Source organism: Leuconostoc rapi, assembly GCF_016908715.1.
GTDB lineage: Bacteria > Bacillota > Bacilli > Lactobacillales > Lactobacillaceae > Leuconostoc > Leuconostoc rapi.
In genome coordinates, this window is sequence record NZ_JAFBEK010000004.1 from 1 (window position 1) to 18,101 (window position 18,101).

General features: G+C 37.8%; 16 protein-coding genes and 1 riboswitch. All 16 genes read right to left on the reverse strand.

What is annotated here, in order from left to right:
- Positions 1-89 precede the first annotated feature (89 nt).
- Complete coding sequence (locus JOD28_RS04980; RefSeq protein ID WP_239531110.1) at positions 90-293, reverse strand: hypothetical protein; 204 nt, start codon at positions 291-293, stop codon at positions 90-92.
- On the reverse strand, positions 283-1,224 hold the full coding sequence (locus JOD28_RS04985; RefSeq protein ID WP_204769776.1) for a carbohydrate ABC transporter permease: 942 nt from the start codon (positions 1,222-1,224) through the stop codon (positions 283-285). Before JOD28_RS04985 ends, JOD28_RS04980 begins: the two co-directional genes overlap by 11 nt.
- The gene (locus tag JOD28_RS04990; protein ID WP_204769777.1) at positions 1,225-2,301 is read right to left on the reverse strand and encodes an ABC transporter ATP-binding protein; all 1,077 of its coding nucleotides are present in this window, start codon (positions 2,299-2,301) and stop codon (positions 1,225-1,227) included.
- A gap of 213 nt (positions 2,302-2,514) precedes the next feature.
- Positions 2,515-3,435, reverse strand: coding sequence for an aldo/keto reductase (locus JOD28_RS04995; RefSeq protein WP_204769778.1), 921 nt, complete (start codon positions 3,433-3,435; stop codon positions 2,515-2,517).
- 267 nt (positions 3,436-3,702) lie between these two features.
- A complete protein-coding gene (locus tag JOD28_RS05000) occupies positions 3,703-4,959 on the reverse strand; it encodes an ATP-binding protein (RefSeq protein ID WP_338087867.1) in 1,257 nt (418 codons plus the stop codon).
- Positions 4,949-5,947 (reverse strand): AI-2E family transporter, encoded by a 999-nt coding sequence (locus JOD28_RS05005; protein ID WP_204769779.1) that lies wholly within the window; start codon positions 5,945-5,947, stop codon positions 4,949-4,951. The genes JOD28_RS05000 and JOD28_RS05005 overlap by 11 nt, the downstream gene beginning before the upstream one ends.
- A gap of 136 nt (positions 5,948-6,083) precedes the next feature.
- Positions 6,084-6,572 carry a glutathione peroxidase gene (locus JOD28_RS05010; RefSeq protein WP_204769780.1) on the reverse strand — a complete coding sequence of 163 codons (489 nt, stop codon included), beginning with the start codon at positions 6,570-6,572 and terminating at the stop codon, positions 6,084-6,086.
- Between the two features lie 109 nt (positions 6,573-6,681).
- Complete coding sequence (locus JOD28_RS05015) at positions 6,682-7,731, reverse strand: 2,3-butanediol dehydrogenase (protein WP_204769781.1); 1,050 nt, start codon at positions 7,729-7,731, stop codon at positions 6,682-6,684.
- Between the two features lie 118 nt (positions 7,732-7,849).
- Positions 7,850-8,422: a uracil-DNA glycosylase family protein gene (locus JOD28_RS05020; protein ID WP_204769782.1), complete on the reverse strand. Its 573-nt coding sequence runs from the start codon at positions 8,420-8,422 to the stop codon at positions 7,850-7,852.
- Between the two features lie 34 nt (positions 8,423-8,456).
- Complete coding sequence (locus tag JOD28_RS05025) at positions 8,457-9,194, reverse strand: 3-oxoacyl-ACP reductase (RefSeq protein ID WP_204769783.1); 738 nt, start codon at positions 9,192-9,194, stop codon at positions 8,457-8,459.
- Complete coding sequence (locus JOD28_RS05030; protein WP_204769784.1) at positions 9,194-9,754, reverse strand: QueT transporter family protein; 561 nt, start codon at positions 9,752-9,754, stop codon at positions 9,194-9,196. Before JOD28_RS05030 ends, JOD28_RS05025 begins: the two co-directional genes overlap by 1 nt.
- Positions 9,755-9,757: 3 nt before the next feature.
- Positions 9,758-9,805: riboswitch (PreQ1 riboswitch) on the reverse strand.
- A 65-nt stretch (positions 9,806-9,870) separates the two neighbouring features.
- Positions 9,871-11,169: an RNA polymerase sigma factor RpoD gene (gene rpoD / locus JOD28_RS05035; protein WP_204769785.1), complete on the reverse strand. Its 1,299-nt coding sequence runs from the start codon at positions 11,167-11,169 to the stop codon at positions 9,871-9,873.
- 68 nt (positions 11,170-11,237) lie between these two features.
- On the reverse strand, positions 11,238-13,097 hold the full coding sequence (gene dnaG, locus JOD28_RS05040) for a DNA primase (protein WP_204769786.1): 1,860 nt from the start codon (positions 13,095-13,097) through the stop codon (positions 11,238-11,240).
- A 432-nt stretch (positions 13,098-13,529) separates the two neighbouring features.
- On the reverse strand, positions 13,530-14,522 hold the full coding sequence (locus JOD28_RS05045) for an IS30 family transposase (protein WP_204769787.1): 993 nt from the start codon (positions 14,520-14,522) through the stop codon (positions 13,530-13,532).
- Between the two features lie 762 nt (positions 14,523-15,284).
- Entirely contained in the window at positions 15,285-17,255 is a 1,971-nt protein-coding gene (locus JOD28_RS05050; RefSeq protein ID WP_204769788.1) for a thioester domain-containing protein, read from the reverse strand.
- 22 nt (positions 17,256-17,277) lie between these two features.
- Positions 17,278-18,099, reverse strand: a complete 822-nt coding sequence (locus tag JOD28_RS05055; protein WP_204769789.1) for a sortase domain-containing protein — start codon at positions 18,097-18,099, stop codon at positions 17,278-17,280.
- Positions 18,100-18,101: the final 2 nt, after the last annotated feature.

Consider the following 18,101-nt stretch of genomic DNA (forward strand, 5'->3'; position numbering starts at 1 on the left):
GATCAATGCGAGACCAATGAAAACACTCAACTGGCAATCACCACGAAAGGTTTTTCAGCAGTTTGCAGTGTTCGGTTAATTCTTGCAATCTACCATTTTAACATCGGTGTTGTTGTAAATACCTGAACGTAGTTATTCAATACAAGGTGGTTGGGAATCAAATTTCCTTGGGCAATAGATGCACTTGATGACAGACTTAATGATAATCCCAGCAGCAACGGTAGTATCAGAACTATAGCTATAACTGTTAGCCCAGTAAATCGTATCGTTTTTTGAATGGCGTTACTTTGCATTTTTATCCGCCCTTCTTTTATTCACTCTGAATTGAATTACCGTACATAACATAATAATAAGTGTTAGAATAACTGATTGTGCACTAGCCCGGCCTACGCTGTGGTTAACAAAAGCATCTTGATAAATTGCATAAACTAATAAATTAGTATGATAATCTGGCCCACCTGCTGTTAAAATGTCTACCTGACCAAATGTTTGAAATGCATTAATTAGGGTGACCACTGTCACAAAAAAGGTGGTTGGCTTTGTAGCCGGCAAAGTAATTTTACGAAGTCGCAACAATTTAGAAGCACCATCTAAATCGGCTACACGATATAAGTCTTCCGAAATTGCTTGTATAGCACCTAACAACACTAAGAAAGCAAAGCCAAGATTCATCCAAACAGTCGTCCCAATAATGGCTACTAATGACCAAATGGGATCTGATAACCAGTTAATTGGTGGTAAATGCAACTGAGACAATAGTTTACTTAATAATCCGATTTGCGGATTAAATATAAATAACCACAAAATTGAAGCCACTGTGACGGAAACACCCATGGTTGAAGAAAATATTGTTCTGAAAACAGCTATGCCTCGGATACGTTGACTAGCAAATATCGCTAACATATAGGATATTATAATTGTCAAAAACGTTGTAAAAACAACGAAAACAACTGTCACAGTAAACGACGTAATGAAGCTATCCGATAGTATTAAATTACGAAAATTTCTTAAGCCAATAAACTTAATCGGATGACCAGCTAAATCTGTTAATTGTGTGCTTAACCATAATGTTTTAACCATCGGATAAAATACAAACACACCGAGAACTAAAACAGATGGTAGCAGTAGTAAAAACCCTAAAACACCTTGCCTATATTTTGGTTTTGTTGCCTTGACTTTAGCTTGACTCTGCTGCGCCTGATGGCGTGCCTGACTAATCATCATTTAACTCACCACCAATGATTCCTTTCCAATAGTCATCCGTTGCCCATCAGAATTAAAAATCATAGCCTTCGTGTTTAATATATCAAATGTCACTGAATCACCAAGTTTGAGTGACGTTTGTTCGTTTAATTTTATCCTGATTAAGTTGGGCAACTTCATATCAATCGCAATATTTGTGCCATCACCCAAAGGCTCAATTTGAGCAATCACACCTGAAAATCGTCCTGTTGGTGTTAAAACAACATTTTCTGGTCGAATTCCTATTTGATATGAGCCACTTTTAATTGGACCGTTCAGTTGCAACGTTATACCATTACTTAGCGTGAGTTTATTCTGATCAATTTCAACTGATAGTAAGTTAATTGCTGGTGAACCAAAAAAATCAGCAACGAATGTATTGACGGGATGATTGTAGAGTTCAAGCGGTGCCCCAACTTGTTCAATTTTACCTTGATTCAATAACATGACTTGGTCGCCCATTGTCATAGCTTCCGTTTGGTCGTGTGTCACATATATAACGGTTAACCCTAATTGTTGTTGCAGCGTCCGTATTTCTTTTCTCATTTCTGCTCGCAGTTTCGCATCCAAATTAGACAACGGCTCGTCCATTAAAACAATTTTAGCCTCAGAAACCAAAGCTCTAGCAAGCGACACACGCTGTCTTTGTCCACCTGATAAATTTCCAGGCCGTTTATCTTGGTAGTCTTCTAAATGAACTAAGCTTAGTGCTTCGCGTAATTTTTTTGCTTTAATTTCCTTACTAACATGTCGTGCGGACAAGCCGAAAACAATATTTTCCGAAACTGTCAAATTCGGCATCAACGCATAGTTTTGAAAAACCATCGATAAATGTCTATTTTTAGGTGGTAGCGTCGTGACATCTTGATCATTTATGATAACCTGTCCTGAATCAATTGGTAAAAAGCCTGCGACTGCATTGAGAATTGTACTTTTCCCTGATCCTGATGCACCAACTAAAATGTAAAATTGACCATCTTCGATTGTCGCGTTAATGTCGGTTAAGACTTCCTCACCATTAGCATAGGTCTTTTTTATGTGCTGTAATTCAATAGACATTTGCGCTTATATTCCCTCTTTCATTGAACATCGATGTTAATTAGCTTTGTTAACAAACCCACTATAGCAAGTTCATGTAAATATATTATCTTTATCGCGTAACAATCAAGTGAAGAAAATCGCCAATATGTAAATAACCCTATCTTTAATCAATGACTTAAATTTTTCATACAAAAAAACAAGCTTATCAAAAAGCTTGTTTGGTTTACTACGTTAGAATTGACCAAATAAATGATCAATCGTTTGATATTCTTGTGGTGACAAGGTTACTTTTAAAGCAGCTACGTTGTTAGCTACTTGTTCAGGAACACGAGCACCAGGGATCACCACACTAATTTCTGGATTAGCGATATACCAAGATAAGATGGTTTGTGCGACTGTTGCCTGATGTTTTTCAGATATTGATTTGATTTTTTCTAAATTATTAATAATAACTTCAAAAGCATCAGGCGCCCATCCACTGAACTTGTTCGCATCCTCTATGGTATATTTCCCAGTCAACAAACCTGATGCTAATGGGAAATATGGCACAAATTGAATATGATTCTCTTTTAAATATGGCCAAACTGTCTTTTCAACGTCACGATGAACGAGATTATAATGATCTTCAACATAATCCACTTGACCGTTTTTGTTAGCTTCTTTAATCTGCGCTAGATTAAAATTAGACACACCAATCGCGCGAATCTTACCTGCTTTTTTCAGCTCATTTAATGCGGCTACTGCCTCATCTTTCGGTGTTTTTTCATCTGGAAAATGAATATAAAAAATGTCAATGTAGTCTGTTTGGAGTCGTTGTAGCGCATCGTCAACAGCTTTTTTCAAAAAAATAGGATCGTTGTTCAACGATAAATTATTCTTTGGATCTTGAGCTGCTTTCGTTGCAATTTTAAAATTTTCCCTTGGGTAACCTTTAATTGCTTCGCCAATGATTTCTTCAGAGCGACCTAAGCCGTACATATAAGCTGTGTCAATCATCTGTACACCAGAATCTAAGGCTTCTTTAACAACCTCATAACCATCATGATCATCAAGACCGTCAAATAAATTGTGCCCACCCACTTTGTTAGTACCAATACCCAATTTACTTGCCCTAGTATTAATTTTTGTTACCTGTTCTTGGTCAATTACCATACGATTTATCTCCTTTACTGTTTATATTGGTCATTATATAACAATTTTTTTCATCATGCAGCTAATTCGCTTGGTGCCTAACATAAGTAAAACTCATCTTTGAACCTTGTTTTAACGCAAGACTAAAAAAATACCAAGAAACAGGCAAGGGTGTGTCGCCCTTGCCTGTTTCTTACAATGTTATATTTATCTTGCAGCAATCTGATTAAATTTTTAAACCGCCTATTCCTCTTGAAAAAATGAATATTTTTTCGCCAAAAATCGCCCTTAAAATCTTGGGGATGCTGTATCATGCAATGCTTGTGGCTTGATAACAGTCACTTGCTTGGCTTTCTTCTTGCCAAATAATTTCAACATACCAGAACCAACTGCTAGGTGTGCGATTTTTTCTTTATTATATTTCCCAAGAATAGCGCTAATTTCTGCTTGATCTTGCAATTTATGCACTAAATAACTGCCAAAATGCCCCCTTAGTTGTACTGGCAGGTCTAAAGGTGATTGTGTTGAGAGCACAGTATAAATACCATACTTTCTACCTTCTCTCAAAATTTTAAAAATGCCAGAATCCATCAGATCTGAAGGATGATTTGGTATATAGCGATGCGCCTCATCGAGAAAAATTGTTAGTGGCAGACGATCTGAATTTTTTGATCGAATATCGAGCAACTGTTTAAGCAGTATCGATATCACTGTTTGGCTACTTTCAGTGCCTACCGCCAACGCACTAACATCAATCACTAATGAGCGATTTTTACTTGCTAAACGCGAAAAAAGCTTCAATACATAATTAAGGTCCGTTTGTGTCACCATTGGTTGTGATGGATAATTATAGCTAACACTATTGCGTATACCATAAATGCGTTGCAGACGGTCATTAGTAAGCAACAGCTTAGCGTGTATGATGTTATCCCAGAAATGTTGAATACTAGGATAATTGTATTGTTGCCCTAACAAATTAAAGTCAGGTACGTCATTAGTTGAAGGTATAATGAATTCTTCAATTATTTGGTCGGATAACATCGCTGGATTATAATCTTTTCCAGACATCACAAGCGTCTGGATTTGTTCATTAAATACAGCAATTGATTTATTTAGTTTAAGGTATGTGCCAGTTGATGCCACAACATTTTGTTGAATCTTTAAAGACTGTATTGCAGCTTCTAATTTATGTTTCAAGGTCTCAGATTTAATCGCCAATATGCTTGCCACAGCATCATTATTCAAATCTGCCATTTGTAAATTAGCATTTACACCTAATTGATAAACAACCGCATGATCAAGATGTCGATACTCACCCGTTGCATCAAAAATAATAGTCGTTTGACCCGCTTTTTGTAGCTGTTCAACTAAACTAAGCATAGAAGTAGATTTGCCACTACCCGTTGCTCCCACTACTAACAAATGATGTGCTAATAATTCATTCAGATCGACATCTATCTGTTTACCACGTTTTGTTTGAATAAAGTTTTTAATAAGACACCTCCAAAATGATTGACCAGACCGATCAATAACATTATTGACTATGAAATTTTTGAATACGGAAAAAATCTAACAAAAAGGTTAAAATGGGTAATCCAATAACCAACCCCCATACGCCAAATATTTTTTCCATAATAATCAGGTTCAGTAAAATAACGAGTATCGGCATATGTGTTCGTTGCGACATAAAATGTGGATGCAAAAAATAAGATTCAAGAAAATGAATGCATGCAACTGCGATTAAAATAACCAAGACCGTATGCCAATTGCCGATGATAAATGCCGTAATTGCTAAAGGCACTAAAGAAATAACTACGCCGAAAACAGGAATTAATCCTAAGATAAAAATCAAAATTGTAAATCCTATCAGGTAAGGAAAATGCAAAAAGTATAGGACAATAACCATTGCAATCGTGTTAATCATACCAATCATCAACTGCACTTCAAACAAACGTCCTAAAATTAGAATAAACCGATGAACAATAATGTAAAATTCGCCAAAAAATTTTTTATATGGACTGTGTAAAAAATGTAGTGACCAAGATTTCAGTTGCGGGTAGGTCATACTAAATATAAAACTAAACAGGAGCGCCAATACTAATTCATAAAGCACATGTCCCACTTGATTTAACTGGGAGAAACCTTTAGAGATCAATTGATCCGTATTAAGAGAATTAATATACTGATGAACATTTTTATAGATTTCTCTTAAAAAACCATCCGCATGCCAACTGGAATCCATTGTCAATGTAATCATACTTTTCACTTGATGCACAACCGTCGATGCACCGTGATTAATTGACAATATAATAATCGCAATGAATATGGCATATACTACGACAATTGATAAGGTCCGCGATAACTTTAAAAACCGTGATAAACGCTTGGCCGCATTGATCGCCAAATAAGAAAATATAATTGTTAGTAACAACAAGGACATAAACTGTCTTAAAAAGAAAATAAGTAAAATAATAACCAATAAGACAAAGTAACGATAAAATTGGCGTTTCTGCCAAGACGAAAAGATGTTCATATATATCTCCTTCTACATCATTTATTATATACGAAATATCTCTATGAGGTAACCCAATATAAAAACGCACCAAATCTGTTGGAAATGTTTAACAGATTTGATGCGTTTTCAATTCATGTCAATATCACATAAAGAATTAAGCTGTTTGATCTACAACACGTTTAATATCCGGTATCATATCAACTGGGTTCGTTTTGGGGGCAAAACGCTTGACAACATGCCCTTCACGATTGATTAAAAATTTCGTAAAGTTCCACTTAATCGTTGTTCCTAATGGGCTATCTGCATTTTTCTTGAGGTATTTAAATAGCGGATCTGTATTTTTACCATTGACGGCAATCAGGTGATGCATTGGAAATGTCACACCATAGGTTAATTGACAAGCTTGGGCAGCTTCATGACTAGAATCTAGTTCCTGTTTGAACTGATTAGAAGGAAATCCTAATATAACTAATCCTTGATCTTGATAAGTTTGATAGATCTTTTCAAGATCTGAAAATTGTGGCGCAAAACCGCATTTTGTCGCAGTATTGACAATGACCATTGGATGTCCTCGAAATTTGTCCAAAGAATAAGTTTTGCCATCTTCTGTCATAACAGTAAATTGGTACACATCATCAGACATAATATTCTCCTTTCTAAATGAATAAACTAGTTATCGTTGGCTTAATTCTAACACTTTTCACCGTAATATAAAAGCAGTCAGCTTCCAAAGAAACTCACTACTTTTTATCTCATGATTTTGTTAAGTCAACTAAAATTTTAGCTTGTGATTTGTCATGCGTCAGTGATTCAAAACCATCTGACACAATATTATCTAATTCAATAACGTCAGTAATGACAGGCTTGACATCAATTTGCCCGCTGCTGACAAGTTCTACCGTTTGCTCGAATGTCTCTTTTGAATAAGCAATTGTTGATGTTAATTTAACACCAGCATTTGTTAATTGCATTGGATTGAAGGTAATTGGCCTAGCAAATATTGATACAATAACTACTGTACCACGCGCACGTGTTGCATCGATGGCTTGTTCGAAAGTTGGTTGAACGCCTGCAACTTCAAAGGAAACGTCAGCACCAGTTGGTATGATTTCTTTAATTGCAGCAATCGTATCAGTGACCTGACTAGGATTTATAATATCAGTGGCGCCCATTTCAAGTGCTTTATTAAGACGCACTTCAGACAAATCAACTGCAACGATTTTAGTCGCACCAGCGGCTTTTGCTGCAGCGGCTACCAAAACACCTATTGGACCGGCACCAAATATAACAACTTTTTCACCAAATTTAAGGCCGCCTTCTTTAACAGCTTGCACTGCAACAGCTGTTGGTTCGATTGTGGCAGCCAATTTTAATGAAAAGTCTTCTGGCAAATGATACAAATTTTCTTCAGGCACGTTGACAAACGATGTAAAGCCACCATCTGTGCTCAAACCGATAAAGCTGTAGCCATCATAAACATCTAAGTCATCTGATGATACACCTTTGGTTACAGTGGGATTAATTGACACATGATCTCCTACCTTAAAGCGTGTCACATCGGTACCAATTTTTTCAATCACACCTGAGAATTCGTGACCCATTGTCAGTGGGGCCTGACCACCAGTCAATTCATCTGGCTTGTTAACAGGAATAAATACTGGTCCCTCAAGGTATTCATGCAAATCGCTACCACAAATACCTGCATAAGAAACACGTACAACTACTTCATTGTCCTTGGCTGGTTTCAGTTCAACGTCTTCCACGCGAACATCCTTAACATCATGCCATACTGCTGCCTTCATTATAATTGCTCCTTTACCAAAATATATTGCGTTACTGTCAAACAAAAATGTTTGACCTTATTATAGCACCATTCTTAAAGAAATGGGCACCACCAATGGCACATATTTTCGAGATGGATCAATGATTCAATATATGATCTACTTGCCGCCTAAGTTCTGGTACAACATCTGCTTCAAACCAAGGATTCTTTTTTAACCAAATATTATTACGCGGGGATGGATGCACAATCGGAAAATATTTCGGCAAAAAGATACGATATTCTGAAATGACGTGTGTTATTGTTTCTTTTTTATCAATAGGTAAATAGTATCTTTGCGCATAAGCGCCAATCAAAATGGTTAGTTTAATATTTGGCATTTCAGCAATTAATTGTCTATGCCAAGTTTCCGCAATGCCCTTTCGTGGTGGCTTATCACCAGATTTTGCTTTACCAGGATAGTAAAAATCCATTGGTAAAACACCAATTTTACCAGAATGATAAAAAGTGTTATCATCAATGCCCAGCCAATGTCGTAGCCGTTCACCAGAAGCATCATGCCACATAATACCACTACTTTGAACCCGCAAACTGGGTGCTTGACCAATGATTAATATTTCCGCAGTTGGTGGCGTCACAAAAATGGGTAATAAACCAGCCTTGGTATAATCAATATTTTGTTTGTCATGGACAATGTCATCAAATAGCGACATATTACATCTCCTAACTGAGTGATAACATACTAAATTAATGACCCAGTGTCCACCCGCCATCAATCGGCAAAACAATGCCATTAATGTAATCAGCTTGTGGACTAGTCAAATATAACGTCAGATCAGCTACTTCTTGCGCTGTCGCCCAACGTTTCGCAGGTGTTTGATCCGCCACTTGCTTTGCCATTTCAGCATCACCGGCAAAATCTGCACGATTCATTGGCGTTTTAATAGCGCCTGGCGCAATAGCATTAGCATGTATACCTTTTGAGGCGTAGTCAAAAGCCAGTTGCTTGGTGTAGCCAACAATGGCATGCTTACTTGCCGTATACGACGCACCACCGCCGCCAGCTGAAAAACCAGCAATTGAAGCCATATTAATAATATGACCTCGTCCACGTGCTAACATTGCAGGTAAAACAGCATTACTCAAGATAAACATTGGCGTTAAGTTCGTATCTAATATTGATTGCCATTGTGTTAGGGACGTGCTTAATGAATTTTTATAGTCATCTAAAACGCCTGCGGTATTGAGCAATATATCAAAGTTAACGACATTAGTTAACTCTTGAAGCAACACAGTTAATTGATCATGCTGACTCAAATCAATTTGAAACGCATGTAACCTTGTATGCTTGATAGGTATTTGATGTGAATCCAACGCGTAAATAGTTGCCCCTGCATTAAGGTACGTTTCTAATTGCGAAAAACCGATGCCAGATGCGGCACCGGTTAACAATATATTTTTATTTGTATAATTTTGTTCAATCATTATTTATTTAAATCAATAACCTTACTTAGGGCATATATCACAACCCCACCAACAATTAATGACACAATTTCACCCGGCACAACGCTTAAATAGTATGCTAACCATTGTGACATGATACCACCAGTTGACCCAGACGGAAAGGCACCTTTTGCACCAATGTTAAATGCCAACGTGAATTCTGCAGCTAGTATCGCCATCCCTATCGTTGCAACGACAATAGAACTGATTAAAATTTTAAGCCCTGCTTGCTTAACTCGACATGTTAATAAGTATGTGATACTGGTCATAATAACTGTGCCCAGTGTGCCAAATACCCAATCAATCCACCCCAATGGGGACACTAAGTTAGCGATAAAGACACCTAGCCCTAATGAAATGATATACCGTTTATTCCAAGCAGCTAAATGATTCAAACCCTCTGAAGCACGTAATTGAACGGGCCCGAATGCAATCGGTTGAATAACAAAAGTAATGGCAGCATAAATGGCGGCAACGATTGCAACTAATGTAATATGCCTTGCTTGGCTGTTTGTTTCATGTTCTAGCGTATTTTGTAACATAAAAATCTCCTAGTTTTTTTATAAGCGGGAAGGTTGATGAACCGCTACTTAACAGCATACCACAGGATAATAAAAAAAACCACGAGATCGCGGTTTTGAAATATAAATGACTATTTTTAGTTATTGCCATCATCCATAAAATCTTTTAATTGCTTCGATCGACTAGGATGACGTAACTTACGTAAAGCTTTTGCTTCGATTTGACGTATACGTTCACGAGTTACCCCGAATACACGACCGACTTCTTCTAATGTTCGTGTTCGCCCATCTTCTAAGCCAAAACGTAAACGTAAGACATTTTCTTCACGGTCTGTCAATGTCTCTAGAACCGATTCAAGTTGTTCACGTAACATTTCATAAGCTGCTGAATCAGCTGGTGAAACTGCTTCATTATCTTCAATAAAGTCCCCTAAATGTGAATCATCTTCTTCACCAATAGGTGTTTCAAGTGAAACAGGTTCTTGCGCAATCTTCAGAATTTCACGCACCTTATCAGGTGTTAAGTCCATCTCTGCCCCGATTTCTTCAGGTAATGGCTCACGACCTAAATCTTGCAACAACTGACGTTGAATACGAATTAATTTATTAATTGTTTCAACCATGTGCACTGGAATACGGATTGTACGCGCTTGATCGGCTATCGCACGTGTAATCGCTTGACGAATCCACCATGTGGCATATGTAGAAAATTTGAATCCCTTGGTATAGTCAAATTTATCAACAGCTTTCATCAAGCCCATGTTACCTTCTTGAATCAAATCTAAGAATTGCATACCACGACCGACATAGCGTTTCGCGATAGAAACAACTAAACGTAAGTTAGCCTCGGCTAATTCTTGTTTAGCTTCAACATCGCCATCTTCGATACGTTTGGCGATGTTAATTTCTTCATCGCCTTTCAAGAGGTTAACACGACCAATTTCCTTTAAGTACATACGTACAGGGTCATTGATTTTGATACCAGCTGGTGTCTCTTGTGCTTGATCCAATTCTTCCTTGGAAGGCTTGTTCTGCTTTGCTTTTAATACTTCTGGTGCTGGTTCGCCCTTTTCATCAACAATGGCTACACCAGCATCTTCAATTTTTTCCATTAAGCGTTCAATATTTTCACCATCTAAATTAAATGGTTCAGCCAAACGCTGTGATAAAGCCACATATGTAATCGCTTTTGCTGCTTTATATTCGGCAATTAAAGCTTTCACTGCTTTATCATATTCAGGATTTTTAATAATACCAGACTTTTTAGCAACTTTAGGCTTTGAAGCTTTGCCTGCAGCCGCAGCCTCTTCTGGTGTTTTGCCCTGTGCTAAGGCTAATAATTCGGCCTTTTTTGCACGGCTATTATATGAGATGTTTTGCTCATCTAGATAATCTTTGATGTCTGAAATTTTACTTGACGATAAGATTGTTGCCATTGCTTGTTTCCTCCTAGCATAGGGGCTTATCAGGAGTGCCCTATGCGCATACACTCCTGATCACAGAATCACTGTGATTGTTTTTTCTTGATATTAATCAATTCTGTCATTAACTGTAACAACTTCGTATCATCATGTTGCTGCTTAGCAATAGCAATGAGTTGCTGTAACTTATGAATCTGTGTTTCAATAGGCGCGTCTTGCATAATAATACGTAAATAATCGCTAATAGCCTCTTTTTCAATGGCTAAGTCGCCATACGTACGCTCCATTGCCATAATTTTTTGATTTAACTCTGGCTTTTGAATAAAATCCATATATTGTGCAAGGTTAAATGGGCCAGGATTTTGTGCCTGGTAAATATTAGTTAACATCATTAGCAGTTGATAGTCAGAATGTAAAAAAGCAAACCCAGTTGTTTCCTTCACCCGCAGCATCACCTGGGGTGACTTAATCATCGCCATCAAAAGCGCCCGCTCTGCTTGCTCGACTTGCGTAATGGTTTGATTAATCGTAACGCTTATGGGCGTTTCAGCTTCAAAATTGTTATGATTGACAGGTGGTTCAACCATGGCAAAATCGTCTCGTGTCGTACGATGACGACTTTGCTGTGGCTTTTGATCAATACTTTGTTTTAACTGTGCCTGTAATGCCTGTTTTTCAGTACCAAATTCATTAGCAATGCGTGTTAATTGGATATCTTGCTCAACTGGTGTCGCTAATTTTAACGTGTCCATCACTTCTTGTAAAAAAGACAAGTATTGTACTTGATTGCTGAGGTTTTTACCAGAACGTGCTGCATTGACTAAAAATTCAACCGGTGTTTGAATGTTTTGTTCTAATACCTGTTGTAATACTTGCAAACCACGCTGAATGCGCACTTCATCAGGGTCGAGATTATCTGGTAAATGGACCACACCAATGTCAATATTTTTAGCATGCTCATGAATAAGGTTGATAGATCGACGTGCTGCGTTTTGACCTGCCTCATCACCATCATATACTAACAAAATACGTTGAGCAACACGTGCTAACTGCTGAACATGTTCACGTGTCAACGCAGTTCCCATTGTTGCAACACCAACTGATTTGCCAGACATGTCAGCAGAGATAACATCCATAAATCCTTCAAAAATCATCACTGTATTTGTCTGACGAATATGATTTTTAGCCAAGTCAAAATTATATAAAATTTTGCCCTTCGTAAAAAATGGACTTTCAGGGCTGTTCATGTATTTAATTTTATTATCATGACTCAAGGCACGACCAGAAAAGCCAACGACTTGCCCACGTTCAGTTTTAATTGGCCAAACAACTCGCCCCGAAAAGCGATCTCTCAAATCCCCTTGAGTATTGGTTATAAAAAGTTCAGAGGCCGTCATGACTTCAGGAGAAATATTTTGATCTTTAGCATAACTCAATAATGCACTATCTTCCGGTACAAAACCAATGCCGAACTGTTTAATGGTATCATCAGTTAATTGGCGTTTATCATGAAGGTAAGCTAATGCCTGTTCTCCAGACGTTGTGTTAAGTAGTATGTGCTGATAAAGACGCTGTGCTGCTGTATGTAATTGATAAATGCTTTGTGTTGTGCCGTCCACTTGATGGGTTACACTAGCAGAAATACCACTATCGACTGTTATATCAGCCTGCTCAGCTAATGCCAAAATAGCTTCTGGATAGCTAAGCCCTTCTTTCTCCATCATAAAAGAAAACACAGACCCTGACCGGCCACATGAAAAACAGTTAAATACTTGCTTATTCTCTTCAACAAATAATGACGGGTGGCGATCGTCATGAAACGGACAAGAACCAGTCCACTGACGACCACGCTTGACAAGATCGGTATACTGACCAATCACATCAACAATATTTACTTTTTGTCGCACTTCAGCAATAAATGCTTCTGGAATTCTACTTGCCATAGACCACCTTTCAACAATAAATGTCGCAAACCACAGTCTGCGACATTTGAATTGAACTACACTAAATTATACGTCTCATTTGTTAGTTTGTCAAGTGCTGGCATGTCTGCTAGAACACTGTTACATCAACATTTTAAAATTGCACTATCGATATTATGTTAACTAATTTATGTTGGCACATGTCAACCCCAAATAGAATATTGACACACTTTTCATCTTTTTTTTGGTTATCTTTTAGCGAGCCATGCTTGCCATATCAATGCTGATAGTGTTTATTACAGTTTAATGACATTTTGAGAAAAAAACAAAAGTTTCCCTTGTTTTTTTTCACTCCTGTTCTTTACTAACGTTGTTCTTTTCTAAATGTCATCACAAATAAACCACTCCCTTTGGATTGGTTCGTCACATAGTGGCCTCTTTTAACACAACGAATTAGCCTTTATTCGTCTTAGTCTTCTTGGACAACAGGTTAAATTTATCTGTTGGTGTATGCCAATTTAAGACACGCATTGGTCGATCATTTATTTGCTTTGTTGCGGAGTTTATTCGGACCTGTAATTCAGTTGTAAATCTTGTGCCTTTAGGATAAAAATCTCTAATTCGCCTATTTCGCTCTTCATTCGAACCACGCTGCCATGGCGCAAAAGCGTCAGTAAAGTAGACCTTTTTATGATATTGATGCGTCACTGTTAGAACATTGGTCGTATTCGTAAACTCATTGCCACGATCAAACGTCATGCTTTTGACTTGGTCACTATAAAATTTAAAAAAGAAATCCATGGCTTCTCGGATTGATTTATTTGTTTTACTTCGGGCTTTAACTGCCACTAAAAAACGCGTCTTGCGCTCTAAAAACGTGAGCAACAAGGCTTGACTATCTCGAGGGCCTTCCACCCCGTCGACTTCCCAATGACCAAATTCTGTCCGTTCTTCAACCTTTTTTGGTCTTAAACTTATATGGTGGATTGTAAATAACGCCCGATCCGTTGTTGCACCGTGATAATGACGTTTCTTTTTGATACGATAAGTCTTTGGACGATATTTTAGATAACCATCACGAGCATAATTATATAATGTATTCGTTGAATAAGGCACGCGACTACCTTTAGCCACTTGTTCTAAGGACCAAGTACGCTCAAGATAGTCATTAATCACATTTTGCCAATGTCGTGTGATTTTAGTTTTTCGTCTGGATGCCAAACGTCGGCGCGTCTCAGCTTGAACCTGTGCCCAATCTGCATTATACGGGAAAATAGATGTGTTATTAGTCACATCAGGTCGCATGGTATTGCGATGGACTTCATGATAAACCGTTGAAACTGATCGATTGACGACCTTCGCAATATAGGCATAACTGCGACCCTCATGTCGCAAAGTTTCTATTTTGACGCGTTCGTTATGTTTTAAATGGCAAAAGTGTCGCATATTTACTCTCCTCGAGAACCTACTATTTATAATGGGCTTATCTTGTATCAAGGGAAAATTTGATGAAAAAAACAGACATATATAATGATGTTATATACACGGACATATCTACGGTTATACTAGCTAACATCTTTATACTATACGTATGTTATACAGGCTAATATAAATGCAACTATATGATATTGATAAATATATGATAAGTACACTATATCCAAATAATGATCGTCAAAATTGCAGTTAAATCATTGTGCTATCTGGGTATCAATACATCTTGTCAAGCTTGATTGTTTGTCTATGCAAAAAAAATAACCAGTAAAGAGCCTCAGTTCCACAGAACATCAAGGTCAATGACACAACTGATTACTGGATATTGGTTGAGTGAATAAATTGATTATATAGCTGTTTCAATACTTAATGATGATAAAATATGAAGCGTTATGATTATTTTTTGTTTGAATTTTGTCGACAATTACTTACTAATCTATCAATTAAGCCATTTAAATTTTAGCATATTGTGAAATTCATATCAAATGGGATCAACTGATAATTGATCAATCGATAAAAAGCAATGCCATTTAATGACATTGCTCTATTGCCTATATTCTTAATAACCATTTCTTGTGTGCCGAAGGGGCTCTGAGTGTGCGACCCTCTCTTATCATCTGTTGTGACATGGCGATAGGTGTTAATTATGTACCCCAAGCCAATTGCTTGGTTTTTTTGCTTAAAATCTTAAAAGTGACCTAATATGACTGAAACACATTATTTTCCGGTATGCTTACTACGATTAAAAAGCGACTTGATTTGTTCACGTTTGATAAACGCACCAATTAAAGCGATTACTGAGGCTAAACTTGTGGCAATTATTGCGCCATATGACCTTGAACCAGTGCCTGTATTGGCTGTATCTTTTGCTGCTGCCTTCGTCCATGTCAATGGTGCTTTGGCTTCTGCTTTGCGTTCCTTAGTCTGACTTGACTTCACTGCAAATTTGTCTGTCCCTGAATACGTGGCTTTTACTGGCTTAGTCTTGTCCACTTTGACTGGTTGATTCGTATTAACCTTATCCGTGCCTGTTGTGGCTTGTGTCTTCATGATGAACACACCCGTATTCTGATTGTTTGGGTCTTTTGACACATTAGCCCCTGATACATCAACGGTTGCGCCCTTCTGATACGTATAGGTTTCTGTCGCTGTTGCTGTATCACTTGCGCTTGCTTGAACTGTCGCATCACCTGTTAAATTAGTCGTCGCTGTTTCTAAGAAGTCCGCTAACGACACAACAGATTGTCCAATGATTGAAAAACTCAATTCGTTTGTATCCGTTGCTGCATCTTTTGGCACGTTAACTTGAAGATCAACGCCATTTTTAACCACAATTGTATTGTCTTGGTTAACTTTAATTTGCTGACCATCTTGGGTAATTGTGGCACCATTTGGTAAGGCCTTACTCAATTTAACTGTCAATGTATCAATTTTATCGTCGGCTTTACCACTAATTGTATTGGCCACACTAATCTTGCCACTAGCGACCGTCTTTACAGTGCCTGTATAGCCCTTATCTAATTTCAATGTTGTGGTCTTGTCTTTGATGATACTGTGAACGTCTGTTGATGTGACCTTAAATGTTGGCATAGTTGCCTTTGGCGTGAACACGAAAGTATTATCTTGACTTGTATTTGTTCCGGTTATCGTTGCTGTTGGCTGTAAATCTTTAGCACTAAAGTTGACCATAGCTTGTGAGATAACACTATCACCATCTTTTTGTGCGTCTTTCAGAGCATCTTTGATGGCTACTGTACTCTGCTTTTTCATGTAGTCAGTCATAGTACTTTTAGAAGCTGTTTCTTTTGAAGCCAAGTCCTTGTCAACTTGCGCAGTCACACTAGCTGTCTTGGCTGCAACATCTTTAGCTAAATCAGCTTGCATCGCTTTTTCAGCTTTGGCTTTTTCTTCGGCTTGAGTATCCTTAGTCAAACTGGCAACACCACCCGCCTTTTCCAGTGCTTGTGCCTTAGCATACAATGCCTTTGCACCCTTAATTACACCGCCACTATCTTCTTTCAAACTAGACAACGCCACCATTTGCTTGTTAGTATTTTCTACCTTGCCTCCATTTTCAGCTGCCCAAATAGCTAATTGCGTCACCGCGTAAGCACGTGTACCTGAATTATCGCCACTCACACCCAAGTCAGCACTCGAGACGTTAGGATAACCTAATACCATGGCACATTGAATAAGTTCTGACGCGTATTTTGACAAATTAGCGTCCCATGCGACATCTTGATTAACTGGGTTGCCCTTTTGATTTTGCAAACAATAAGCAAATTGTCCTTTGGCAACCATTGCCACAACACTTGTCACACCACTATACTGAACACCTGAATTTTTAATGGTAATACCATCAACCATCACACCTGCTGGATCATTATTAAGTTGATAAAAACTAATCTTATCACTGCCTTCATCAATTAATTTGCCCATACCATTTTTATCATTATTAATGGCACGTATTTCGCCTTTGTGACCCGTAATATCTAATAATGACTTCGGCACAGAATTTGCCGTAGCTTGTTTGGTAATTGGCGCATTATTTGTCGTATCAGCGTTAGCTACGACAGGTACTAACATTGGTGCCATAGTTAACACTAAGGCACCTACTGCTAAGCCTTTTTTACTCCGATTAGTCATATTTACCGCTAATTGCTTAAGTTGTTTCTTTGAATAATTCATTATTTGTTTTCTCCTAAAATTTCTATTCTAATATACCCGTTAAAACTAAACGTTTATTGCAAGTGAAATCTGTATAATTGGTCGCACGTAAGTGTGCTTGAAAATCAGCGTCTTCATCACAAGCAACTAATTGAATCATTGGTTTTGATAAGTGAGCCTGTTCATGAGCTGCAACCTGTTGATTAAGCATCTGGACAGGCACACCGCTTTGAAAATTTGTAATTTTATATGTGTATTGCTTTTTGCCATCACTGGCAAGAATTTTTTGCCCGACAACACTTGCTTTTGTCATGTTTTGCATCGCTGAAAACTTTGTTGGCCATGCTTGACTGTCTCCCATATTATGACCAAATACTGAAATATATCCTTGACCAAACGTCACATTTGGTTCAAATATACCCACACCAATCGCTAAGACATGCGCGCTAGTTCCTTCGTAGACTGGTTCATTAATCCCATAACTAGGTACTTGTACATAGGCTCTTAAGGACTCGACTAACGGACTATCCGCCAATTTCCTAATCTCATCAGGACTCAAGTTTTGACTTGTACCTGAGTAGTCAGGTTTGGCTACTGCTTGATTAGCAATGGCTTTTTTCATTTCGGACACACTTTTAACTTTTTGTTTTTTTGCAAGACCCTGTGATTGCCTAGCAATCGCTTGATTCTCCAATAGCATATAATTGTTTCCCAACCAATAACCCACACCCACAACAATTACTGCAAAGAAAACAAACCAATAGGTTCTAATTCGTTTTCTTATCGTATGATGACGTCTTTTTTTAAGACGGCTAGGCTTGCCATTTATTTGGCGATGCTGCATTTGTTTACGATTAATGGCCATAG